Annotated in this window: 25 protein-coding genes and 1 tRNA gene; 12 read left to right on the top strand and 14 right to left on the bottom strand. The window is 61.8% G+C overall.

What is annotated here, in order from left to right; translation table 11 throughout:
- Window positions 1-113: 113 nt before the first annotated feature.
- Entirely contained in the window at window positions 114-458 is a 345-nt protein-coding gene (locus tag LHFGNBLO_RS22365) for a DUF6949 family protein (protein WP_258601519.1), read from the bottom strand.
- Between the two features lie 126 nt (window positions 459-584).
- Here LHFGNBLO_RS22365 and LHFGNBLO_RS22360 point away from each other — a divergent pair, with 126 nt between their 5' ends.
- Window positions 585-1,316 carry a hypothetical protein gene (locus tag LHFGNBLO_RS22360; RefSeq protein WP_258601518.1) on the top strand — a complete coding sequence of 244 codons (732 nt, stop codon included), beginning with the start codon at window positions 585-587 and terminating at the stop codon, window positions 1,314-1,316.
- A gap of 81 nt (window positions 1,317-1,397) precedes the next feature.
- On the opposite strand, the gene LHFGNBLO_RS22355 is transcribed toward LHFGNBLO_RS22360, so the two are convergent.
- Window positions 1,398-1,601 (bottom strand): DUF3126 family protein, encoded by a 204-nt coding sequence (locus tag LHFGNBLO_RS22355; RefSeq protein ID WP_013531334.1) that lies wholly within the window; start codon window positions 1,599-1,601, stop codon window positions 1,398-1,400.
- Window positions 1,602-1,751: 150 nt separating this feature from the next.
- A complete protein-coding gene (cysE, locus tag LHFGNBLO_RS22350) occupies window positions 1,752-2,600 on the bottom strand; it encodes a serine O-acetyltransferase (RefSeq protein ID WP_258601517.1) in 849 nt (282 codons plus the stop codon).
- Window positions 2,601-2,733: 133 nt separating this feature from the next.
- Here cysE and LHFGNBLO_RS22345 point away from each other — a divergent pair, with 133 nt between their 5' ends.
- The gene (locus tag LHFGNBLO_RS22345) at window positions 2,734-3,342 is read left to right on the top strand and encodes a hypothetical protein (RefSeq protein ID WP_258601516.1); all 609 of its coding nucleotides are present in this window, start codon (window positions 2,734-2,736) and stop codon (window positions 3,340-3,342) included.
- A gap of 51 nt (window positions 3,343-3,393) precedes the next feature.
- Here LHFGNBLO_RS22345 and LHFGNBLO_RS22340 read toward each other — a convergent pair whose 3' ends face one another.
- From LHFGNBLO_RS22340 to LHFGNBLO_RS22325, 4 genes are all read right to left on the bottom strand, one after another.
- On the bottom strand, window positions 3,394-3,765 hold the full coding sequence (locus tag LHFGNBLO_RS22340; protein WP_258601515.1) for a hypothetical protein: 372 nt from the start codon (window positions 3,763-3,765) through the stop codon (window positions 3,394-3,396).
- 36 nt (window positions 3,766-3,801) lie between these two features.
- On the bottom strand, window positions 3,802-4,569 hold the full coding sequence (locus LHFGNBLO_RS22335; protein ID WP_258601514.1) for an alpha/beta fold hydrolase: 768 nt from the start codon (window positions 4,567-4,569) through the stop codon (window positions 3,802-3,804).
- Between the two features lie 15 nt (window positions 4,570-4,584).
- Complete coding sequence (locus tag LHFGNBLO_RS22330; protein WP_258601513.1) at window positions 4,585-5,148, bottom strand: DUF192 domain-containing protein; 564 nt, start codon at window positions 5,146-5,148, stop codon at window positions 4,585-4,587.
- A gap of 125 nt (window positions 5,149-5,273) precedes the next feature.
- Window positions 5,274-5,870 carry a cold-shock protein gene (locus LHFGNBLO_RS22325; RefSeq protein WP_258601512.1) on the bottom strand — a complete coding sequence of 199 codons (597 nt, stop codon included), beginning with the start codon at window positions 5,868-5,870 and terminating at the stop codon, window positions 5,274-5,276.
- A gap of 295 nt (window positions 5,871-6,165) precedes the next feature.
- On the opposite strand from LHFGNBLO_RS22325, the gene LHFGNBLO_RS22320 reads away from it, so the two are divergent.
- Window positions 6,166-6,606, top strand: coding sequence for a VOC family protein (locus tag LHFGNBLO_RS22320; protein ID WP_258601511.1), 441 nt, complete (start codon window positions 6,166-6,168; stop codon window positions 6,604-6,606).
- A 159-nt stretch (window positions 6,607-6,765) separates the two neighbouring features.
- A complete protein-coding gene (locus LHFGNBLO_RS22315) occupies window positions 6,766-7,059 on the top strand; it encodes a DUF2218 domain-containing protein (protein ID WP_258601510.1) in 294 nt (97 codons plus the stop codon).
- A gap of 101 nt (window positions 7,060-7,160) precedes the next feature.
- On the opposite strand, the gene LHFGNBLO_RS22310 is transcribed toward LHFGNBLO_RS22315, so the two are convergent.
- The 5 genes from LHFGNBLO_RS22310 to ilvA form a co-directional block, all read right to left on the bottom strand.
- The gene (locus tag LHFGNBLO_RS22310; protein WP_258601509.1) at window positions 7,161-7,511 is read right to left on the bottom strand and encodes an SH3-like domain-containing protein; all 351 of its coding nucleotides are present in this window, start codon (window positions 7,509-7,511) and stop codon (window positions 7,161-7,163) included.
- A complete protein-coding gene (locus tag LHFGNBLO_RS22305) occupies window positions 7,498-8,136 on the bottom strand; it encodes a nitrile hydratase subunit beta (protein WP_258601508.1) in 639 nt (212 codons plus the stop codon). The genes LHFGNBLO_RS22310 and LHFGNBLO_RS22305 overlap by 14 nt, the downstream gene beginning before the upstream one ends.
- Window positions 8,136-8,783, bottom strand: coding sequence for a nitrile hydratase subunit alpha (gene nthA / locus LHFGNBLO_RS22300; RefSeq protein ID WP_258601507.1), 648 nt, complete (start codon window positions 8,781-8,783; stop codon window positions 8,136-8,138). The genes LHFGNBLO_RS22305 and nthA overlap by 1 nt, the downstream gene beginning before the upstream one ends.
- 211 nt (window positions 8,784-8,994) lie before the next feature.
- Window positions 8,995-9,558: a DUF1697 domain-containing protein gene (locus tag LHFGNBLO_RS22295; protein WP_258601506.1), complete on the bottom strand. Its 564-nt coding sequence runs from the start codon at window positions 9,556-9,558 to the stop codon at window positions 8,995-8,997.
- A complete protein-coding gene (gene ilvA / locus LHFGNBLO_RS22290) occupies window positions 9,555-10,811 on the bottom strand; it encodes a threonine ammonia-lyase IlvA (RefSeq protein WP_258601505.1) in 1,257 nt (418 codons plus the stop codon). Before ilvA ends, LHFGNBLO_RS22295 begins: the two co-directional genes overlap by 4 nt.
- A 128-nt stretch (window positions 10,812-10,939) precedes the next feature.
- On the opposite strand from ilvA, the gene LHFGNBLO_RS22285 reads away from it, so the two are divergent.
- From LHFGNBLO_RS22285 to LHFGNBLO_RS22270, 4 genes are all read left to right on the top strand, one after another.
- A complete protein-coding gene (locus tag LHFGNBLO_RS22285; RefSeq protein ID WP_258601504.1) occupies window positions 10,940-12,343 on the top strand; it encodes a hypothetical protein in 1,404 nt (467 codons plus the stop codon).
- A 131-nt stretch (window positions 12,344-12,474) separates the two neighbouring features.
- Window positions 12,475-13,548: an alpha/beta hydrolase gene (locus tag LHFGNBLO_RS22280; RefSeq protein ID WP_258601503.1), complete on the top strand. Its 1,074-nt coding sequence runs from the start codon at window positions 12,475-12,477 to the stop codon at window positions 13,546-13,548.
- Between the two features lie 125 nt (window positions 13,549-13,673).
- A complete protein-coding gene (locus tag LHFGNBLO_RS22275) occupies window positions 13,674-14,831 on the top strand; it encodes an alpha/beta hydrolase (protein ID WP_258601502.1) in 1,158 nt (385 codons plus the stop codon).
- Between the two features lie 17 nt (window positions 14,832-14,848).
- A complete protein-coding gene (locus LHFGNBLO_RS22270) occupies window positions 14,849-15,220 on the top strand; it encodes a VOC family protein (RefSeq protein ID WP_258601501.1) in 372 nt (123 codons plus the stop codon).
- Between the two features lie 3 nt (window positions 15,221-15,223).
- On the opposite strand, the gene ade is transcribed toward LHFGNBLO_RS22270, so the two are convergent.
- Window positions 15,224-17,035, bottom strand: a complete 1,812-nt coding sequence (gene ade, locus LHFGNBLO_RS22265; protein WP_258601500.1) for an adenine deaminase — start codon at window positions 17,033-17,035, stop codon at window positions 15,224-15,226.
- Between the two features lie 94 nt (window positions 17,036-17,129).
- Here ade and LHFGNBLO_RS22260 point away from each other — a divergent pair, with 94 nt between their 5' ends.
- From LHFGNBLO_RS22260 to LHFGNBLO_RS22245, 4 genes are all read left to right on the top strand, one after another.
- Window positions 17,130-17,390: a hypothetical protein gene (locus LHFGNBLO_RS22260; RefSeq protein WP_258601499.1), complete on the top strand. Its 261-nt coding sequence runs from the start codon at window positions 17,130-17,132 to the stop codon at window positions 17,388-17,390.
- Between the two features lie 24 nt (window positions 17,391-17,414).
- Window positions 17,415-18,266 (top strand): alpha/beta fold hydrolase, encoded by an 852-nt coding sequence (locus tag LHFGNBLO_RS22255; protein ID WP_258601498.1) that lies wholly within the window; start codon window positions 17,415-17,417, stop codon window positions 18,264-18,266.
- Between the two features lie 130 nt (window positions 18,267-18,396).
- Complete coding sequence (locus tag LHFGNBLO_RS22250) at window positions 18,397-19,059, top strand: outer membrane protein (RefSeq protein ID WP_258601497.1); 663 nt, start codon at window positions 18,397-18,399, stop codon at window positions 19,057-19,059.
- Between the two features lie 199 nt (window positions 19,060-19,258).
- A tRNA-Leu gene (locus LHFGNBLO_RS22245) sits at window positions 19,259-19,343 on the top strand.
- Window positions 19,344-20,767: 1,424 nt separating this feature from the next.
- Here the strand turns inward: LHFGNBLO_RS22245 and LHFGNBLO_RS22240 are convergent.
- Window positions 20,768-20,941 (bottom strand): hypothetical protein, encoded by a 174-nt coding sequence (locus LHFGNBLO_RS22240; RefSeq protein WP_258601496.1) that lies wholly within the window; start codon window positions 20,939-20,941, stop codon window positions 20,768-20,770.
- Window positions 20,942-21,446 lie beyond the last annotated feature (505 nt).

The raw sequence follows: 21,446 nt of genomic DNA, 5'->3' as shown, positions 1-21,446 counted from the left end.
AATCGTCTCAGGCCGGAATGCCGGCGGCCGAGCCTAGAGCATGATCCCGAAAAGTGGAATCCGGTTTTCGGAAAAGATCATGCTCGAACAAAGAGATAGAGCCCCCATCCCGACTAGATCGGGATGGGAACAGGCTCCAAGAGCGTGCCCGCCCAAGACGCAATGGCGATCAGAACGACACCCAGCGCCAGCGCCCAGGTCGCCGCGGTGCAAGCGCAAGAGATCAGCGCCAGCATCGAAATGCGACCCTCCCGCCGCGCATCCAGGGCATCGTTGGCGAGCATGAACGGCCCGGCGCATGCGGTCGCGGCCAGCGAGCGCACTATATGCGCCGGCGACACATAGGGCTCGACGAAGGCAAGCCGGCGGCCCGCGATCAGCTCCATTGCCGATCCAGCCAGGCCGCATGCGGTCAGCCCGACCGCAAAAGCAAAGAGTGTGAGGCCCAGAGAGCTCATCTTTACGTTCCGTTTACCATGAAATCGCACAGTCGCATTCGATACGCGCGCTGCAAGAGCCATGCCGCGCCATGTGTGCCGCCTACGGACACCCAAGGGGACAGGCGGCCGATATTGGGGATTGCGATGAAGCAGGCAGCCACCGCCGACGGCCCGGAATTCGATGTCGTCGATTCCACGCTGATGAAGCGGGTGTTCTACGCCTTCGCGACGCTGGCCCTGCTTTCGGTGGCGATCAGCCTTGGCGGCAAATGGTTCGGGCGCTCGATCGCCATGGCCGGATACACGGATGACACGACAATCCACGAGGTCGTGATCGGCAATAATGTCATCGCCGTGCCGGCCAATGTCATCCGCTTCGTGCAGGCGCGGCGCGACGGCATTGCCTCGCGTCTCGACCTCTATCTGCGCTATCCCCAAATGGATGGCTACAGCAAGGCCGCCCGCGACGACTTCAACCATACGGGCTCCGCCAGGAACATTGTCTTCCTGTCGTTCGAGCCGCAGATGATGTCACGCGACATGAGCGGTCGCTTCGCCCCGATCTATAGTGCAATGATCGTCCAGCCCGGCATGCCGGGTCCCGGCGGCACGACGCTTTACGGTTTCACCGAAAAATCAGGCTATCTCAACGAGATGCTCGCGGTCGCCAAACGACCCGGCAAGGACCCGTTCGTGGCCCGCTGCCTGAGCGGCCCGAGCGCGGAGGAATCGCTGGCGCCCTGCGAGCGCGACATCCTTGTCGGCGACAGTCTCACCCTCACTTACCGCTTTCCGAAAAGTTTCCTGAGTGACTGGCAGGCGCTCGACGCGGCTATCGCTACCGAGACCGCGCACTTCTTGAAGACAGGGCACTAGCCCATTGTCTTTATTGCATATCTCTAATGTGAGAGACTGATCGGCCTGCACCGGCAGGTCCGACCAGCTGCAAACCCCGGCTCAAGCCAGATCGATGTCGAGGATCGCCATCGAGAAATTATAGTCGCCGTCGTCCTCATCCTTGAAGACGATGCCGAGGAACTCGTCGCCGACATAGACCTCGGCCGAATCGTCCTTGCGCGGCCGCGCCTTCACTTCAAGTTTGGGATTCTGGAAGACGCGCTTGAAATAGGCGTCCAGCTTTCTGATTTCGTCAGGCTTCAACAGTCTTCTCCGATCATCGGGCTCGTTCGTTTGAGCGCGCTTCTGGCACGTCGACAATGGCGATGTAAAGGCAAGCTGGCCAGATCGCACGGGAACCGACAGTTCAGCGCGTGCAGCCGGAATCGGCCACGCGCCGAGGCGGTTTCGAAATCAGATGTCGAAGCTGACGACGTGGTCCATCGTCTGCGACGGTAAAAGCTGGTCCATCTGCCGCGAAGGCTGGTCGCAACCGGTCTCGCCGACGACGCGGGCCGGCACGCCGGCAACCGTCTTGTTGTGCGGCACCGGCGACAGCACTACCGAGCCGGCCGCGATCTTCGAGCAATGGCCAACCTCGATGTTGCCGAGGATCTTGGCACCGGCGCCGATCAGCACGCCGTAGCGGATCTTGGGATGGCGGTCGCCACCGGCCTTGCCGGTGCCACCCAGTGTCACGCCATGCAAAATCGACACGTCGTCCTCGATCACCGCGGTCTCGCCGACGACAAGGCCGGTGGCGTGGTCGATGAAGATGCCCTTGCCGATGCGGGCGGCCGGGTTGATGTCGGTCTGGAACACCGAGGATGAGCGGCTCTGCAGATAGAGCGCGAAATCCTTGCGGCCCTGGTTCCACAGCCAATGCGCCAGCCGATGGGTCTGGATGGCGTGAAAACCCTTGAAATACAGCACCGGCATGATGAAGCGGTCGCAGGCCGGATCGCGGTCGTAATAGGCCTGGATATCGACGCGCACCGTCGCCGGCCAGTCCTTGTCGTCGGCCAGCATCGACTTGAAGGTCTGGCGAATGAGATCGGAACCGATGTCCTGATGGTCGAGCCGCTCGGCCAGCCGGTGGATGACCGCTTCTTCCAGGCTCTCCTGGTTGAGGATCGTCGAATAGAGGAACGCCGCCAGCAGCGGATCGCGGTTGACCGCGTCCATCGCCTCATCGCGGATCGAGCGCCAGATCGGATCGACCGGCTGCAGCGCGCTGTGTCGGGAAATGCTGATGGTGTTCATCGACGTCTTGTCCTGCGTCCTGCCGGCTTGCCTATTCTCAGGCCGCACATATAAGCCAGATCGTAGCATGATTGAACTCAATTTTCCTTAGTGCTTGGTCAAATGGATTTGGTTCACGGAAATTCAAGCCGCCATGGAAAACGAACCCTTGATCGACGATCTGCTGAAACGCGAGCTCTGCGCGCTCTACGAGGTCGAAGATCGCTACTATCACAACCTCGCCCATATCAGGGCGATGCTGGCGCTGGCTGCCGAGTATCACGGGTCGCTGCATGACCCCGGGGCGGTGGGGGCTGCTATCTGGTTTCACGACGCCATCTATGACAGCCGGGCCAAGGACAACGAGGCGCAGAGTGCTGCACTTGCGGAGAAAAAACTCACCGGCCGCACCGATCCCGAACGCCTCGGCCGCATCGCGGCGATGATCGTCGCCACCGCCACGCATGAATTGCCCAGGCCACAAAGCCTTGCCGGCGAGAATTTCGCCCACGACGAAGCCCTTTTCCTCGACATGGATTTGGCGATCCTGGGCGCCACGCCAGACGCCTTCGACGCCTATGAGCAGGCGGTCCGCCGCGAATATGGCTGGGTGGAGGAGCCTATGTGGCGCGCCGGACGCGGCGCAGTTCTGAAGAATTTCCTCGCCCGCCCGCATATCTTTCACACGGAGGAATTTCGCCGGCGGTTCGAACCCCAGGCCAGGCAAAATATGGCGCGGTCACTCGAAGCGCTCAAAGCCTAATCCGGAACGTCTCCATTGCTTGAAGCCGGCAGGCCGGAAGACCGCGCGGGATCAGGTATAGGCGCCTATCGACGATGCCATCGCCACGACCAACAGGATGCCAGCGGCGAGAGAGATGCCGTTGAGCAGGATGCCGACAACACCGAGCAGGCGACTGTCGTTCGAACGCGCCAGCGCCATCAGCCCGAAAATCAATCCGACAATATGCGCCAGCGGCGCTGCGAGCAGAAATACCGCCATGAAGGCGCTGGTGGCAATGTTCTGGGCCAGCGCGGACGCGTTGCTCGGCAGCGCCACCATTGTGGCCAGCGCAACCGCGCCCGCCGCAAAGGCTGCCAGCGCCAGGATGACGGAACGTTTGCCGAGCTTGCCTTTGGCGACGACGCCCGGCGCAGCGTCGACGCTTCTTCCCCATTGTGCCACTGTTTCCCACCCCTCGCCGCCCGCAAAAACAAATAGTTAGAGCGGATTTTCGGCGTAAAACTCAAGCACCCGCTGCTTGAAACTCTTGTCCCCGACAGCCAGCATATGGTCGCGGCCCTCGATATGAAAGGCCCTGGCGTTCGGCATCAAGGCCGCCAGTTCGTCAGGCGAGCCACCGATGTCGTCCTTGGTGCCGACAGCGATCAGCGTCGGCTGGGCGATGCGCGCGACATCGTCCTCGGTCAGCAATTCCCGCGAGGTGACAATGCAGGCGGCCAACGCCCGGCGGTCACTTCTTGTCTGGTCGGCGAAGGCGCGGAACGACCGGCCGCGCGGATGGCTGGTGGCGTCTGGATCATCGGCAAGAAGTGCGGCGGCAATCGGATCCCAGTCGCCGACGCCATCGACCATGCCGATGCCAAGACCACCGAAGACCAGCGTCGCCACCTTGTCCGGGTCGGCAAGTGCCAGGAACGCCGAAATGCGAGCGCCCATCGAGTAGCCCATGACATGGGCCCGCTCGATACCGAGATGGTTCAGCAAGGCAGCTCCATCCGAAGCCATCTTGGCCGGCGTATAGTCAGCCCCTTCATAGCTTTTGGACGAGGAGCCATGTCCACGATTGTCGAAGGCGATGGCGCGGTAGCCGGCGTCGTTCATCGTCTTGAACCAGCCCGGCGAAACCCAGTTGACATAGTGGGTCGAGGCAAAGCCGTGGATCATCAGGACCGGATCGCCCCTGCCCGATGCCGGCTGGCGGTCGAGGAAAGCGAGGTCGAAACCGTCATGGGAGAAAAACTGCATCGGCCGAAAAATCCGTCAGTTGGCGTCGACATTGGGCGCGTCGCCACTGTCCGGCGGTGGCATGGCGAGCCCCGGCGCAGTGACGATTGCCGGATGGCGCAGCAGGTCGCCATCCTCGACACCCGCCTTGGCGGCGGTACCCGCCTTCAGCTCAAGCACGAAGCGCACCGGTTCGCCGGGTGAAATGATCGCCTCGGATTGCGGCTCACCCTGTTTGATCGCCCGGATCTTGCCATCCTGACCGACGAAGATCAGGTCCAGCGGCATCGGCGTGTTCTTCATCCAGAAGGTGACCTCCCGCTCACTCTCGAACACGAACAGCATGCCGTGATCGTCGGCCATATCCTCGCGGAACATCAGGCCGGACTCGCGCTCCGCGGGGGTGTCGGCGACTTCGATCGAAAACGAGCGCTCGCCGGATTTCGTTACCGCGACCAGCGGCGTCGGATCGACCGGCAAGATCATCGTCCGGCTGTCTGCCGACGTTGGTTCCTGCGAATAGAAATAGGCGCCGGCAGCGATGATGATGGCGATCGCGGCGCAGAACGCGCCCGCTGTCAGCCAGTTTCTGTGAGCCATTCAAAATCCCCGACCCGAAATTCGTCCCAGACCATGATCCCGAAAAGTGGAACCCGGTTTTCGCTGGAGATCATGGTCAAACAAAGATAGAGCCCCATCCCGATTCAATCGGGATGGATCAGGCTCTAATGCGAGACCGGCAAGGTCCCCATATCAGGGTGAATTTCGGCAGCCATAAGGCCTTTGTCGCCGCGTCCGAAGCGGACCAGCACGACCTGCCCCGGCCTGAGCTCGGTGATGCCGTAGCGGCGCAGCGTCTCCATGTGGACGAAAATGTCTTCTGTACCCTCGCCCCGGGTCAGGAAGCCGAACCCCTTGGTGCGGTTGAACCATTTTACCAGCGCCCGTTCGAGGCCGCTTTCCGGTGTCACCGAGATGTGGGTGCGCTGCTCCTGCATCTCCGCCGGATGGATCGCCGTGGTGACATCCATGGAGAGCACACGGAAGGCCTGCAATCCGCGGTCGCCCTGCTTGACGAGGCAGACGACGCGCGCGCCTTCCAATGCAGTCTGGAAGCCATCCTTTCGAAGACATGTCACATGGAGGAGGATGTCGCCCGAAGAGCCGTCGTCCGGAAGAATAAAACCGTAGCCCTTGGCCACGTCGAACCATTTGATGGCGCCAGCGATTTCGACGAGGTCGGCATGGTCGCCGCCAGCGTCATGATTCAAGGCGTCGTCAAGGCTCTCGTTCCGCCCCGTGAAAGAGGCCTTTTCCCCCATAAGAATGCCCCCTTTTTTCAAGAACACCGCAACTGATTCTTGATACCAAGATTAACACCGCGGCTTCCGGTCTGTGCAAGACCTGCCGTGCCTTTTTTCACGGATCATTGCAGGAATACCGGATTTGTTGTTTGCCGGCACGACTGGCCGCTAGTCCGATGGCCTCTCAAATCGAAGCGAGCCGCCGCTCCATAGCCGCCTTGCGCGTCTGAAAAGACGCGCGGCGCTGCAGCGATTGCCCTTTGGCCGGGTGGCCCCTATGTTTCGCCGCAACGCAACATCCCGAGGAAATCAAATGCGCTACCTCCACACCATGGTCCGCGTCGCGGACGTCGATGCTTCGCTCGATTTCTACTGCAACAAGCTTGGCCTCAAGGAGGTGCGCCGCTACGAAAACGAGCAGGGCCGCTTCACGCTGATCTTCCTCGCCGCCTCCGAGGACGAGCAAAGCGGCATTGCCGACAAGGCGCCGCTGATCGAACTGACCTACAATTGGGATCCGGAGGACTACAAGGGCGGCCGCAATTTCGGTCACCTCGCCTATGAGGTCGACGACATCTACGCCACCTGCCAGCACCTGATGGACAATGGCGTCATCATCAACCGGCCGCCGCGCGACGGCAACATGGCCTTCGTCAAGTCGCCGGACGGCATCTCGTTCGAGCTGCTGCAGAAGGGGCCGGCCAAACCCAAGGCCGAGCCCTGGGCCTCGATGCCGAACACCGGAAGCTGGTAGTCGATCACACCATCTTGAGCGAAAGGCGCCGGGTGGATACATCCGGCAGCCTTTGGCGTTCCGAATGACGCTCCCTATCTATCGGGCTGTTGCGCCCGCCCTTCCAAGCCTGGCGCGATATCACGCAATGGGCGCCTGCCCTCCCCGGAGAATTCATCCATGCCGACCAGCCGTGCCGACGTCACCACCGAACATGCCAGCCGCTATCTGCAGCAGCTTTGCAAGCACTGGGCGCACAAATTCCCCGTCGAGTTCGATCCCAGCCATGGCGTGATCGATCTCTCGCTGGGCCGCACGGTTATGGACGCCGATGCGGCGGCGCTGCACATTGCGGTGACGGTTGACGAGGCCGGCTCGCTCGAGCGCCTGGAATCCGTTGTTGCCGATCACATCAAGCGCTTTGCTTTTCGCGAAGAACTGACCTTCGACTGGCAGCCCGCTCCGGCAGCCTAGTGGTTTGAGTCCGACGCTTCGAACCCGTGCCGGGTTCTGCTCGTCTGAGGCAATTCGGACAAAGCGGCTATCCAGCGTGAGGCCGGTTGTAGGTCCGCTGACTAATCCGCCAGTGCCACTGGCTGGCCATGCGGTGTATTCAGGTAAGCGTTTCGCCAATCCTGTTCGCGGCTGTCCACCTCGGCCTGTAGTGCGAACTGGCTCCTGTCCAGTATCTGCTCCAACGCGCTGAGAAAGGCGCTGTAGTAGGTCGCGTCGGTGTCGATGGCACTATCGGTCACCCGTCGATCAAGCTCGGCGCCCAAGCTCTGAGACCAATCCTCAGCTTTGATCTTTCCATCGGCGATGAGCAGCTCGACCATCGCAATGACCTGAGCGTGCCATTGCTCGGAGAAGACCGGTTCGCCATCGCGATGGCGCCGCGCGCGACGGGCAATCTCAGGCCGGGTCAAGATAGCTCTCCCACATGTCGATCTGCAGGCTGTCTGCGCTGCCGCCGGCTTCGGGCCAAAGATCCGACATGCGAAACCGCACGACGTATGTCTGCTCGCGCCGTATCGTTCCGACAGCTTTCTCGTCGGGCAAAGGCTGTGGTCTGATCACGCTGTCGACAACCCCGGGCCGGCCGCGGACATACCCCGTCAACCGCGTGTGCATTGTGGCGATGTCGCGCCGTGCCACGACCTTGTCGCCGGCTTTGAACCTTGCCTCTGTGGCCGGGCCCTCCACCGTAGGCCTGGGCAACTCGTATTCGAAGGTTCGACTTGAGGCCCTGCCATCGAAGAACTCCTGAACGCCCGCGACGCCTTCATCCACAGACGTGACCATCATGGCCAGAATCCATTTCTCGAAATAGTCGAGGCTGAGGTAGGCGTCCGGGGGAAGCCTTTCCAGGACGTGGCGATACCAATCGAGCGTCCAGCCCGTGCGATCCGTCGACAGCTTTCTCATCGACATCATGGCGATCGCCCATGTGCGCGCCTTCCATTCATCGGAAAACAGAGCCGAGTCATCTTCTGCGACGTTCGGGATCGGTCTGAACCCTTGCCTGCCGCCGAGGTCGTGTACCGTATCCATCACCGCGCCTCCTGTCTTGGCGACAGGTCCCTCGTCGTCCCGATCATTGCATTGCGCGTCACGAGGCCGGCGAGGTCCTCTTCGGTCCAGCCGTCCGTCCCCTGCGGACGCTCCGGGACCACCATGTACCGCCGGTCTGAGGTCGAATCCCACACCTTGACCTCAACCTTTTCCGGCAGGTCGGTTCCGAATTCGGCGAGGACGCCACGCGGATCGCGGACCGCTCGCGCCCGGTACTCGGTCGACTTGTACCAGGATGGAGACATTCCCAAGATTCCAAGTGGATAGCAGGAACACAAGGTACAAACGACAACGTTGTGGATATCAGGCGTGTTGAACACTGCGACAAGGGGGTAATCCTTATCGACGCTTGGGACGATTTCCGAAAACGCCTCGGCCGCATGTTTTGCGAGGCGTTCGGCGAACTCGGGATCAGTCCACGCCCGCGCGATGATCCTGGCTCCATTCATCGGACCTACGTTTTCCGAGTAGTCGTCGAGCCACTTGTCCACGGCGTCGGCCGCCAGAAAGCCTTTCTCAACCAGAACCGTCTCCAGTGCTTTCAGGCGAAGAGCCGGTTCAGGCGGAAGATGGCTGTGCAATTCCCGATGAAGTTTGGCGACCTTGTCGGAATCGTATGAACTCACTGCTTCTCTCCCTTGCTTCGCGCCGCGCTGGGTAGGCCTCAAGGGTTGCGGGGCCTAACTCCCCGCTGACCATCTATGACCAGACTATTCGGGCAGTGCGCTTGAGTCATTGACTTTCTGACCTCACGTTAGCTACAGGCCCGAAAGCGCCGTCGCCCCCGGCCTGTCGGGTCGCCCAAAACGCGCTGCGTCTCGGTCAAATCACTAGCAGTCAGCCGGTTCCCCCCACCCTGCCGGCCATCTCCTGCAGCGCCAACACCGAGCGCCAGTTGCGCGCGGTGCCGGGCACTTTCAACGTGCGAGGGATCAGCCCGGCAAACACCGATTTGCCCAGACCGTCCGGTGCATGCAGGTAAAGCACGTCGCCCTTGACCTCGAAGCTTTCAGGACCGGTGCATCTTTCGGCCAGCCGCGCGATCTCGTCGGCGGTCGGTTCGCGTTCCAGCACATAGGCGTGGAGCTTGGTCGGTTCGCCGGCGACTTTCGGGTAGGGATTTTCGCTCACCAGCCGTTCAAACCAGCCGAGGTCGCGCACCATGATGCGCGAATGAAATCCCCATTTCTTCTCGAAGGCTGCTTCCAGCTGCTTGGTCAGCGTGGCCGCATCGCCCTTTGGCGACCGGAACACGGCGTTGCCGCTCTGTACGTAGGTGGCGACGTCGGAAAAGCCGAGATCCTCGAAGAACGCCCGCAGTTCCGCCATCTTGACGATGCGGTTGCCGCCGACATTGATGCCGGAAAACAGCGCAACGAAGATCGTCCCCCTGCCGCTCATATGATGAACCCGGCGAGCGTCTCGTTGTCGGTGATATCCTGATACTGGACGCCTTCGGCCTCGAAATTCGCCTTCAGCAGATCGAAATTGCGCCGGTCCTTGGTTTCGATGCCTATCAGCACCGAACCGAAGTTGCGCGCCGATTTCTTCAGATATTCGAAGCGGGCGATGTCGTCGTCTGGGCCGAGCATTTCCAGGAAGTCGCGCAAGGCGCCTGGTCGCTGCGGAAAACGGATGATGAAGTATTTCTTCAAGCCCTCGAAGCGCAGTGCCCGCTCTTTCACATCCGGCAGCCGCTCGAAGTCGAAATTGCCGCCCGAAACCACCGCGACGATCGTCTTGCCCCTGATTTCCTTCTTCGAAAAATCCTTCAGCGCGTCGATCGTAAGCGCCCCGGCTGGCTCGAGCACCACGCCCTCGACATTCAGCATCTCGATCATCGTCGCGCACAGCCGGTTTTCCGGGATCAGCCGCACCGCGTCCGCGGCAAACTCCTTGAGGTGCCGCAGCGGCTCACGACCGATCTCGGCCACCGCCGCGCCGTCGACGAAATTGTCGACCTTGGCCAGCTTGATCCGTTTTCCGCTGGCGAGGCTCTCGCGCAGGCTTGGCGCACCGGCCGGCTCGCAGAAGACGAAGCGCGTCTCGCGGCCCTGGTCGGCGAAATAATGCGTCACACCGGCGGCCAGACCGCCGCCGCCGACCGGCAGCATGATGATGTCGGGCATGCGCGCACCCGGCATCTGGTCGGCAATCTCGTAGGCGACCGTCGCCTGCCCCTCGATGATGTCCTTGTGATCGAAGGGCGGCACCATGTGCGCGCCCGCTGTTTCGGTGAATTCGAAGGCGGCGCGGTAGCAGTCGTCGAAAAAATCGCCGACCAATTTGATCTCGACGAATTCGCCGCCGAACAGCCGCGTCTTGTCGATCTTCTGTTGCGGCGTCGTCACCGGCATGAACACCACGCCCTTCTTGCCGAAATGGCGGCAGACGAAGGCAAAGCCCTGGGCATGATTGCCGGCCGAGGCGCAGACGAACAGTTCGGCATCGTTGCCGGCGGCGAGCGCCTTGCGGAAAAAGTTGAAGGCGCCTCTGATCTTGTAGGAGCGCACCGGCGTCAGGTCCTCGCGCTTCAGCAGCACCCGCGCGCCGGTCTTCTTCGACAGATAGTCGTTCTCCTGCAGCGGCGTTTCCGGAAAGATCTCGCGGATCGCCGCCGCTGCGTTCGTCACCCTGTCGGCGAAATTCGTCATCGCGGCAATTCCTGCTGGACCGTCTTCCCGCCTATTGCATATCCAGGCCCCTGAAGCCACTCTCGCGCCGTCCGCATGCCCGCAACGGGCTCAATCGTTGCTCTGCAAGCACTTGGAGGCCTTTGTTCATGCCTGTCGCATCTGTGGCGTTAAAAACCATGGCCCTGCCCGAATTCGGCGAGCCGACGGTGATGCCGCTCGTTGCGCGCGCCACCTACGAGGCACGCATCGAGGCGCTGGTGGCACATGGCACCAAGGCCGGTTTCGCGGCTTTCGCCGTCTATGGCGACCGCGAACACGCGGCCAATGTCGCCTATCTCTGCGGCTACGATCCTCGTTTCGAGGAAACGCTGCTGGTCATCGTTCCCGGCCAGCAGCCAAAACTTCTCGTCGGCAATGAGGGCTGGGGTTATGCCGAGATCTGCGACGGGCCTTACGAACGCATCCTCTATCAGACGTTCTCGTTGCCGGCGCAGCCACGCGATCGTTCGCAGGCGCTTCCAGACATCCTCGCCGCTTGCGGTCTGAAAGCCGGCCAGCGCATCGGCGCCATCGGCTGGAAGCCGTTCGGCCCCGGCGATGCCGGGCTTGGCGAAACGGCGCTCGACCTGCCGTCCTTCATCGCCGACACGCTGCGCACGCTTGTTCGCGACAAGGGCGCGGTGGTGAATGCGGCCAACCTGCTGATGAACCCCACCGACGGCCTGCGCGCCATCAACGAGGCCGACCAACTGGCTTCGTTCGAATTCGCCGCGACCTATTCGTCGCAAGGGCTGCGCAACGTCCTGCGAGGTATCGAACCCGGCATGACCGAGCTGCAGGCAGCGCGGCTGATGGGCATCAATGGCCTGCCGCAATGCTGTCACCCGATGCTGTCGGCCGGCAAGCGCGCGGCCTATGGTTTGCCGAGCCCCCGCCTCGACATCATCAAGCGCGGCGACCCTATCACCATGGCCTATGGCATCCACGGCTCGCTCAACGCGCGCGCCGGTTTCCTGGCCGAGAGTGCAGCCGAACTACCACGAGCCATCAGCGACTATGTCGAAAAGCTGGTCGCACCGTATTTTTCCGCCGTCGTCGACTGGTACGAGACAGTCGGCATCGGCGTTGCCGGCGGCGCGCTGTGGAAAGCGGTGCACGACCGCATCGGCGATCCGTTCTTCGGCGTCTCGCTCAATCCCGGCCATCTCGTCCACATCGACGAATGGATGCATTCACCGGTGTTTTCCGGCTCCGACATCAAGCTGAAGTCGGGCATGGCGCTGCAGGTCGACATCATTCCGGCGACCGAAACGGACTATTTCACCACCAACATCGAGGACGGTATCGCGCTCGCCGACCAGGCGTTGCGCGAGGAGATCGCCGCGCGCTACCCCGAGGCCTGGCGCCGCATCGAGGCACGTCGCGCCTTCATGACCGATGTGCTCGGCATCCGGCTCAAGCCGGAAGTCCTGCCCTTTTCGAACATTCCGGCGTTCCTGCCGCCATTTTGGCTTTCGCGCAACAGTGCGATGGCTGTCGCCGGGCGCTGACCACATTTCGGCTGGACAAGACTTACTTCCGCCGCACTCTCCCTGTCCGGGAGATGTCGCGGGGGTAGATGGGCCTTTTGGCCTCAAAGTGAATTCTAAATGAATTCATCTTTCGATTGGAATTTTTAAAAGTGCCGTTGAAGAAGATTTGCATCATCGCCCTTGCCTTGTTGATTGCCGGCTGTGCCGGCCGGCAACCCCAGGAAATTCTCGGCAGCGCCATGGTGTCGGCGCCGGTGACGGAAATCGCGGGCAATCACAGCATCTTCATTGCCACGACCCGCAAACGCTCCGACGATCCCAACAAGGTTTTCGACGGCGAGCGCTCGGCAACGCTGAATTACGCTCGCGTCAACGTCACTGTCCCAGGAATCCACGAGACCGGCCAGATCGAGCGGCGCTCTCGCGGCAAGTCGGACGATCCGGCCAAATATTTCATGGCTTCCGAGGTCGTCGGCTACGACACTCAGCCGAAATTCTCCAGCGCGCTCAGCGCCGACATCGCCGCGCGCGGCGGCCGCGTCATGGTGTTTGTCCATGGCTACAACACCGGCTTCGACGACGCCGTCTATCGCGTCACCCAGATCGTCCATGATTCCGGCTATCCGGGCACGCCGGTGCTGTTTTCCTGGGCGTCGGGCGCCCGGACCACCGACTATGTCTACGACAAGGAAAGCGCCAGTGTCGCCCGCGACCAGCTGGAAGTGACGCTGAGGATGCTGACGCAGTCAGGCGCGCGGCGCATCGACATCGTCGCCCATTCGCTTGGAACCTGGGTGACCATGGAGGCGCTGCGCCAGCTCGCCATCACCGGTGATCGCGATCTCGGCGGCAAGCTTGGTGACGTTGTGCTGGCTTCGCCCGACATCGATGTAGACGTGTTCAAGAGCCAGATGCGCCGCTACGGCAAGCCGGACAAGCCTTTCATCCTGCTGTTGTCCGATGACGACCGGGCGCTGCGTCTCTCCGGCCTGATCGCCGGCTCGCGGCCGCGCGTCGGCGACTACAAGGACGCCGCCGATCTCGCCTCGTATGGTGTTACCGTCGTCGACCTCTCCAAGGTCAAGGGAATCGATCGCTTCAACCACACCAAATTCGCCGACAATCCCGAGTTGGTGAAGATGATCGGCCAGCGGCTACGCGAAGATGATGGCTTTGCCAGCGACCAGACAGTGACCGACCGCATCAACCTCCTCGGCCAATAGGGTGCGGCTTCGGCCCATACACGTCCACGAATGCAGCGCGGGATCACTTTGGACTGGACCGGGCCGGCCTCTGCCTCTATCGACATAACCACAGGCGTCATGCGCCAGCGGGAGCCCGCGTAGCCGTGCGTTCGAAGACTTTCCTCGTGCTTGCGTTCGCGCTCGCAGTCACAGGCTGCGCCGGCCGGAACACGCACGACCTTCTCAACAAGACGACGATCACGGTACCGGCTTCCGACATCGCGGCCACGCATGAGATCTTCGTCGCCACCACCCGCCAACAGGCGACCAAGGATCCGCGGCAGGTGTTCGACGGCGATCGCTCGCTGACAACCGGCTACGCCCGCGTCGACGTGACGGTTCCCAAGGTGCATCAGGTCGGCGCCATCGAGCGCGCCAAGGGTTCGGCCGACAGCAACCCGGCCAAGCAATTCACCGCCACCGATGTCGTCCACTATGGGGACGCGTCGCAATTCGCCAAGGCGGTCGGCGCCAACATCGCCATAAACGGCGACCGCGCCCTGGTGTTCGTGCACGGCTTCAACAACGGTTTCGACGATGGTGTCTATCGGCTGACGCAGATCGCGCACGACACCAAATATCCGGGTACGCCGGTTCTGTTCTCATGGGCGTCGAGCGCCAAGACGACCGGCTACATCTACGACAAGGACAGTTCGACCGCCGCGCGCGACGACCTCGAGGCAACGCTGCGGATGATTGCAAAGACGCGGGTCAAGAGCATCGACATCATCGCCCATTCGATGGGAACCTGGCTGACGATGGAGGCGCTGCGCCAGCTTGCCATCACTGGCGACCGCGACCTCGGCGGCAAGCTCGGCTACGTCATCCTGGCCTCGCCCGATATCGACGTCGACGTGTTCAAGAAGCAGATGATCCGCTACGGCAAGCCCGACAAGCCGTTCGCCATCCTGCTCTCGGGCGACGACCGTGCGCTCAAGCTGTCTTCCATCATCTCGGGCGACAAGCCGCGCGTCGGCGACTACGGCAATGCGGCCGACCTTGCCAGCTACGGCGTGGTCGTGGCGGATCTGACCAACACCAAGGGCGGCGACCGTTTGAACCATGCCAAGTTCGCCGACAACCCGATGCTGGTGCAATTGCTCGGCGACCGGCTGCGCACACCGGCCGCCCTGCGATCGAACGAGCCCGACTCGGCGGAGTTCGACAATATCGGCCAAGGCATTGGCAAAGCTGTCGGCTCGATGGCCGAGATCGTCATCACCACGCCGTTCAAGGTGCTGACCATCGCCACCGGCGGCTAGGCAAGGGAACCTTCGTCATGGGTATTCTTGGCGCAAGTTTTGTTCTCGCGGTGCCGGACGCCGCTGCGACGGCTCGATGGTGGGTGGATGCAATGGGCTTTACCCGAGTGCTCGAACCGGAAGGCTGGGTCTTCGTGCAGCGCGACGGATGCCTGATCCGCCTTGGCAGTTGCCCGGATGCGATCCCTCCCCGCGATCTCGGTGACCATCAGTATTTCGGCTACATCGAGGTCGACGCGATTGACATCTTTTACGATGAGATCGCGGCACGTGGCGCCGATATCCTCTTCCCACCAACAACGCAGCCCTGGGACATGCGTGAGATGGGCGTAAGGACACCTGACGGGCACCGGGTGATCTTTGCCCAGAACGTTTCACGCCCAGGGTAAAGTTCAGACGAACAGGTCGACTTTCTGGAACGTCGTCACGTCGATTAGGCCGACATCGGAAATCCTCAGTTCCGGGATGACGACCAGCGCCAGCAGCGAATGCTGCATGTAGGCGTTGTTGAGGGAACAGCCCATCTTGCGCATCGCCTCGGTGAGTTTCTCCGCCTTGGCCGCGACGATTTCCGCCCGCTCGTCCGACATCAGCCCGGCGATCGGCATTTCGACCAGCGCCAGCTCCTTGCCCTTGGAAAACAGCACGACGCCGCCGCCGACCTGGCCCAGCCGGTTGACGGCCAACGCCATGTCTTGCTTGTTGGTGCCGACGACGATGATGTGGTGGCTGTCATGCGCCACGCTCGAAGCCATGGCGCAATCGCCCATATAGCCGAAGCCGGAAACGAAGGCGTTGGTGACGCCGCCCGTGCCCCTGTGGCGCTCGACCAGCGCGATCTGGCAGACGTCGTTGCGGCGGTCCATGGCAACCAGCCCGTCCTCGACAGGAAGATCCGCCTCCAGCGCCCGCGTCGGCGCCTGGTTCTCGATCACGCCGATGACCCGCACCCGCACCTCGTTGGCGCCCTTGGGTGCCGCGATGTCGAAGTCGCCGGCCCTGAGCTTCTTGCCAAGCTTGACGGTGTTCTTTGCGGTCTTCGGATAGTCATAGGCCGGAATGTCGATCTCGAGCTTGCCTCCCTTGGCCAGCCTGACGCCCCGAGCATAGACCTCGTCGATGGTCATCTCGGCCAGGTCTGAGACGATCAGCATATCGGCTAGTCGTCCCGGCGCGATCGAACCGATCTCGCGCTCCAGCTTGAAATGCTGGGCGGTGTTGAGCGTCGCCATCTGGATCGCCGTTACCGGCTTCAGGCCCTGTTGAATGGCGTGCCGGACCACCCGGTCCATATGGCCTTCGTGGACCAGCGTACCGGAATGGCTGTCGTCGGTGCACAGGATGAAGTTGCGCGGGTCGAGGCCGCTCTCCGTCACCGCCTTGATCTGCGAAGCGACATCGTACCAGGCCGAGCCCAGTCTCAGCATCGCCTTCATACCCTGGCGGACGCGGGCGATAGCGTCCTCGGCGCGCGTGCCTTCGTGGTCGTCCTCGGGCCCACCGGCGACATAGCCGTGGAACGGCAGGCCGAGATCGCGCGATGCATAATGCCCGCCGACCGTCTTGCCCGCTTTCACCGTCGCAGCGATCTCGCCCGACATCACCGGATCGTTGGCGGCAACGCCGGGGAAATTCATCACCTCGCCGAGCCCGATGATGTTATCCCAGGTCATCGCCTCGGCAACGTCGGCAACCGTCAGCTCGGCGCCGGCATGCTCGAGCCCGGGCGCCGAGGGCACGCAGGACGGCATCTGCACATGCACGTTGACGGGCATGGCGACGGCCTCGTCATGCATCAGCCGCACACCAGGCAGGCCGAGCACGTTGGCGATCTCGTGCGGGTCGATGAACATCGAGGTGGTGCCGTGCGGGATCACGGCGCGGCAGAACTCCGTCACCGTCACCATGCCGCTCTCGACATGCATGTGCGCATCGCAAAGGCCCGGTACCAGATAGCGACCGCCGGCGTCGACCACCTTGGTGCCCTGGCCGATGGCGTGGCTGGCATTCGGCCCGCAATAGGCAAAGCGGCCGCCGGCAATGGCGATGTCGGTGCCGGCAATGATCTCGCCCGAATGGACGTTCACCCAGCGCCCGTTGCGAATGACGAGATCGGCGGGTTTGCGTCCCATCGCGACATCGACAAGATGCGTCGCCATCTCGGCCCAGGGTTTGGGTTTCGTCGCATGCGCGGTCTTCGCCATAGGAGACTCCTGTTTGCCCGACTGTGCCAAGCCGACACGGTTTTGACCAGCGATTGCGGACGAAATACGCTCGGTGAGGCGCCTGAGCTCGCCCTTGGCCAATGCGCAGCACATGCTCATCCTGGCGATGGCAAGCGTCGACGGCGCGGTCGTTCAAGTTGTTTTGTGCCGGCATTTATGCTACCAATTTGGGCATGGTGGTGATTTGCGCCACGACCCGCCGCGAGGCGGGTTTTTTGTTGCGGTTGCCGTCGCCGCATGGATTGAAATTCCAATCCATGCCGCCAGGCCGAAACCCCAGTTCGTTGACTCCGCGCTCGGGAAGGCTGTTAATTCGACCTCCGAAATCTCCTAAGGCCGAAATCTCCTGAGGGAAGCCATGATCCGATTGCTGAAAGCGCTCGCCTTCGTCACCCTGTTCCTGATCTCGGCCGGCTTTGCATCCGCCGAGGAACGTTGGCTGACCCTGCCCGAACCCGCGGCCATGCCCAAGCCAGAGCAGAGCGGCTACGCACCGGTCAACGGCATCCAGATGTATTACGCCGTCTTCGGCGCAGGTGACCCGGTGCTGCTTATCCATGGCGGCCTCGGCCATGCCGATATCTGGGCAAGCCAGGTGGCAACGTTGTCCAAAACCCACAAGGTGATCGTCGCCGACAGCCGCGGCCACGGCCGCTCGACCCGTACCGATCAGCCCTTTGGCTACGATTTGATGGCATCGGATTATCTGGCACTGCTGGACCACCTCAAGATCGACAAGACGGCGCTGGTCGGCTGGAGCGACGGCGGCATCATCGGCATCGACATCGCCCTCCACCATCCCGAGCGGCTCACGAGGCTTTATGCGCAGGCCGCCAATGTCACCACCGATGGCCTCGATCCTGGCGTCATGACGAACAAGACGTTCGGCGCCTACATTGAGCGTTCCGGTCGCGACTACAAGAAATTGTCGAAGACACCGGACCAGTATGACGCCTTCGTTGCGCAGATCAGCCACATGTGGGAAACGGAGCCGGCCTGGACCAAGGAGCAGCTCGGCAAGATCACCACGCCGACGGCCATCGTCGCCGGCGACCATGATGAGGCGATCAAGCGCGAGCACACCGACTACATGGCTTCGGTCATTCCGGGCGCGAAGGAAATCATCCTGCCCAATGCCAGCCATTTCGCCATGCTGCAGGCGCCGGACGAATACAGCCAGTCGGTTCTCGATTTCATCGACGCCAAGTAAGGGCGCCGTCTTTTCAAGCCACGGCGAAGCGCCCGATATTAGCCACAACCAGAAATATGATTCCGTTTTGCGGCGAATAGGGATACCTTCCGGGCGTAGGTCGTTTTTGGATCGACGCTCGGGAAGCTTGATGCATCGCCTGACGCTCGCAAGTGCCGGTTTTCTAACCGCTTTGGCCGCGCCGGCTTTCGCCGCCGATCCGATGATCGAGCTGCCGATGACCGCGCCTGGCTTCGACTGGACCGGCTATTTTGCCGGCCTGCAGGGCGGCTACGGCTGGGGCCGGGCCGACATTACGGGAACGCTAGATCCATTTTCTGCCTCGCCTGACCTCGATGGCGGCTTCATAGGCGGCAATGTCGCCGGCCTCTGGCAATTCAATCAGGCGGTCATTGGCGCCGAGGCCGAGCTCAACTACGCCGCGATCAACGGCAGCGTCGAATTGGCCCCCGGAAATTCGGTCGGCACCGAGATCAAATGGTTCGGATCCGTCAACGCCAAGGCCGGCTATGCCGTGGACCGCCTGCTGGTCTACGGCATCGGCGGCATCGCTTTCGCCGGCATCGAAACCTCGCAAAACGTCGGAACGGCTTTCGCCCAAACGCAGACGAATGTCGGCTGGACTGTCGGCGCCGGCGTGGATTTCGCCTTGACCGACAAATTCGTCGTCGGCGCCCAGTATCGCTACTACGACTTCGGCTCCGAGCACTACGATACGCCGGACCCCTTTTCCGATCGCGATCAGGACGTCAAGCTGAACGCGGTTTCCCTGAACCTTCGCTACAAGTTCTGATTGCCCCTGGCGATCCAGATCGTCGTTGCAACCTGTTGTTTCAATAAAACCTATCCCTTCCCTGGAAGACGCTGCGAACCAGCGGCCTCTGCCGTCATCATCCGTCGATACCTCGCGCCGCCCGCGTCCACCAAGCGACAGTGACTGGGGCAAAAGATGGCTTGACGGGTTTTCGCTGGCGTCTGAAAAGGGCTGGCCTGCGGACGTGGCGGAATTGGTAGACGCAAGGGACTTAAAATCCCTCAGCTACGGCTATCCGGGTTCGATTCCCGGCGTCCGCACCACATTGAAATCATTATGAAATCACATCCATGCTTAGATCTGGACCAAACCTTCATAAAACCTTGAGGGTACGCGTGGGGGTATACTGTTGAATGGCGGGGTGCTCATGGCACGTTGCGCAGATTCCGCACTCCGACCCGTTTCCGCGATGATTGTGGGGCTCGAAAGCCACGGCCCGAGCCGCGCCAATAATATTGCCGCTCAAGCGCAAGTCAGCCGCGCGACGGTCCGGCGGCTGGCTAACAGCACCAGCAAGGATCACCTATCGGCGACGGTCGCGGCCAGCGGCTTTGCAACTGGCGCATCCGAACACGCCAGGGTCGGCCTGCTGCCGGCATAGCTTCCGCGATCACGCTATATGCACCACCCAAGCGCCTGCTAGCTTGTCCGGGCGGCGGACCTCTGGTCTCGCCTGGCCGGCGCCTTTACCCCAAAGCCCCCCGCCCAACGGGCGCCGGCCATCTTCTCGCGAAACTGGCCGAGTTGAGCCGCCGAGGTTAACTACGTCGGCAGAGTCCATGGACCCATGGCGTCGGCGGAACGTTTCCCATCATGGAAAATCATCAAAATCGATTTTGCTGTCATCGTGAGGCCGCTGGAACGTGGGCGGTTTGGGACAGCGTTGCCAACGCCCCAGCGAGCTTAGGGGGACGCCCACTACTTGGTTGCACATCTCAGCGAGCAGACGCTGCAGAAGGAGTGCTGACGCGAATCTACGCCAGTGGGTTGGACGCGCTGGGGATTCGCACAGCCTGTAGATTGTTGCCAAGGGCCAGCTTGTTGTCATGATCCTTCGCTAGGAGACACAGGGGCGCTTGCACGTTTCGGGAACGAAAAGAGGTCCTTATATCCGCCTAGTCCGGTAGGCCTTCGGGCTGGTGTCCGGCGTATAGATCAGACCGACTTGTTGCCACCGCACCGAGAGCATTTCAGCTTAGGCCTGAATGTCCCCTTCCCACGCTGGAGGATCGGGGCCAAAGCAACAAAAAAGCCCGCTGCCGATCCCCTAAGGTCGTGGCAACGGGCAGACTTTGGAGGGCAGTTAAGCCCGCGCTAATATTAGACCGAAGAGGCGCCCTTGTCCTCAAGCGATTTCGCCACTTCATAACCTGTGGATAAAGTCACTCCGGCAGCCAGCGTCATAGTGCACCAAGCTTCCTCGACAGGCGGGCATAAAAACTAGCTTGAAAGGCTGATTTCGACAGCCCTATAAATCCGCAACTATTCCCCAAAATGACCGCCCGCGCCGCGCCACTATCGTCACCAAGCCCGGCTCAATCTATGGGTGGGACGCGACAGAGGAAATGTCCCTCCTGCTTTAGCGCTACCCAGGGGGCAGCACTGGCCTTGTGCCGTGCCATCGAATGACGCCGCGGCGAGCCGAAGCTCCGCCACGCCTCACTGCAGGGTGTGCTGGACGATTAGGTCACAGCCTTATCTGGAGTACCGACATTGCCACAAAGCACATGAGAATGAGTGTCACGGTGAAACGCGCCACCGGGTTGAGGTTGTCGGTAGTGGTGCTGGCGTCGACCCACAGGGCGAAGGCCATTATGGCACCCGCCATTACCAACCAGAAAAGACCCCGAAGCCATTTCATAGAGAACTCCATCCTGGCCCATAGCAAGGTTTCCATTCAAGCACGGACGGAAGGCACCGCCCACTAACCGATAAGGACTAGCTTTCGTCCCTGAAATCCTGCAGCGAGGCATGGCGCAGATCCTCCTCGCCCCGTAGGTGCTTCACAGTGGCTACGAGGCCCGGCGACCGGATAGTTCCCGCCCTTGAGCAGGTTCTTGCCGATGTTCTTGTCGGTCACCGGCTTGCAGCGCTGTATCCTCAGCTACGGCTATCCGGGTTCGATTCCCGTCGTCCGCACCAGCAGGCCTCAGACCGTGAGACAACCAGCCGCGACCAGCCTTGTACCAGCGCGCAAAGCGGCTTGGTGGTCAGGTAACCGGACGCAGCAATGTCCTAGCGCGCCGTGAAAACGACCCTTGGCCAATCACATGTTGGAAGCAGGACGGAGCGGCGGTCGCGGTCGATGCGGAAGCGTTTGGCGGTTCAACGGAACGTCGGCGAGAGACGTCCGGATCGGCGTGATC

Source organism: Mesorhizobium sp. AR10 (assembly GCF_024746795.1).
Lineage (GTDB): Bacteria > Pseudomonadota > Alphaproteobacteria > Rhizobiales > Rhizobiaceae > Mesorhizobium.
Note: the sequence above shows the minus strand (reverse complement) of the source record. Positions and strands in the feature narration are given on the sequence as shown.

Excerpts from the sequence above, each read along its gene's own strand:
- LHFGNBLO_RS22285 (WP_258601504.1), top strand. The coding sequence starts at position 10,940 with ATGCCTGTCGCATCTGTGGCGTTAAAAACCATGGCCCTGCCCGAATTC.
- LHFGNBLO_RS22360 (WP_258601518.1), top strand. The coding sequence starts at position 585 with ATGAAGCAGGCAGCCACCGCCGACGGCCCGGAATTCGATGTCGTCGAT.
- cysE (WP_258601517.1), bottom strand. The coding sequence starts at position 2,600 with ATGAACACCATCAGCATTTCCCGACACAGCGCGCTGCAGCCGGTCGAT.
- LHFGNBLO_RS22320 (WP_258601511.1), top strand. The coding sequence starts at position 6,166 with ATGCGCTACCTCCACACCATGGTCCGCGTCGCGGACGTCGATGCTTCG.
- LHFGNBLO_RS22335 (WP_258601514.1), bottom strand. The coding sequence starts at position 4,569 with ATGCAGTTTTTCTCCCATGACGGTTTCGACCTCGCTTTCCTCGACCGC.
- LHFGNBLO_RS22315 (WP_258601510.1), top strand. The coding sequence starts at position 6,766 with ATGCCGACCAGCCGTGCCGACGTCACCACCGAACATGCCAGCCGCTAT.
- ilvA (WP_258601505.1), bottom strand. The coding sequence starts at position 10,811 with ATGACGAATTTCGCCGACAGGGTGACGAACGCAGCGGCGGCGATCCGC.
- LHFGNBLO_RS22325 (WP_258601512.1), bottom strand. The coding sequence starts at position 5,870 with ATGGGGGAAAAGGCCTCTTTCACGGGGCGGAACGAGAGCCTTGACGAC.
- LHFGNBLO_RS22240 (WP_258601496.1), bottom strand. The coding sequence starts at position 20,941 with ATGAAATGGCTTCGGGGTCTTTTCTGGTTGGTAATGGCGGGTGCCATA.
- LHFGNBLO_RS22305 (WP_258601508.1), bottom strand. The coding sequence starts at position 8,136 with ATGGATACGGTACACGACCTCGGCGGCAGGCAAGGGTTCAGACCGATC.
- LHFGNBLO_RS22295 (WP_258601506.1), bottom strand. The coding sequence starts at position 9,558 with ATGAGCGGCAGGGGGACGATCTTCGTTGCGCTGTTTTCCGGCATCAAT.
- LHFGNBLO_RS22345 (WP_258601516.1), top strand. The coding sequence starts at position 2,734 with ATGGAAAACGAACCCTTGATCGACGATCTGCTGAAACGCGAGCTCTGC.
- LHFGNBLO_RS22250 (WP_258601497.1), top strand. The coding sequence starts at position 18,397 with ATGCATCGCCTGACGCTCGCAAGTGCCGGTTTTCTAACCGCTTTGGCC.
- LHFGNBLO_RS22255 (WP_258601498.1), top strand. The coding sequence starts at position 17,415 with ATGATCCGATTGCTGAAAGCGCTCGCCTTCGTCACCCTGTTCCTGATC.
- LHFGNBLO_RS22365 (WP_258601519.1), bottom strand. The coding sequence starts at position 458 with ATGAGCTCTCTGGGCCTCACACTCTTTGCTTTTGCGGTCGGGCTGACC.
- LHFGNBLO_RS22330 (WP_258601513.1), bottom strand. The coding sequence starts at position 5,148 with ATGGCTCACAGAAACTGGCTGACAGCGGGCGCGTTCTGCGCCGCGATC.
- LHFGNBLO_RS22270 (WP_258601501.1), top strand. The coding sequence starts at position 14,849 with ATGGGTATTCTTGGCGCAAGTTTTGTTCTCGCGGTGCCGGACGCCGCT.
- ade (WP_258601500.1), bottom strand. The coding sequence starts at position 17,035 with ATGGCGAAGACCGCGCATGCGACGAAACCCAAACCCTGGGCCGAGATG.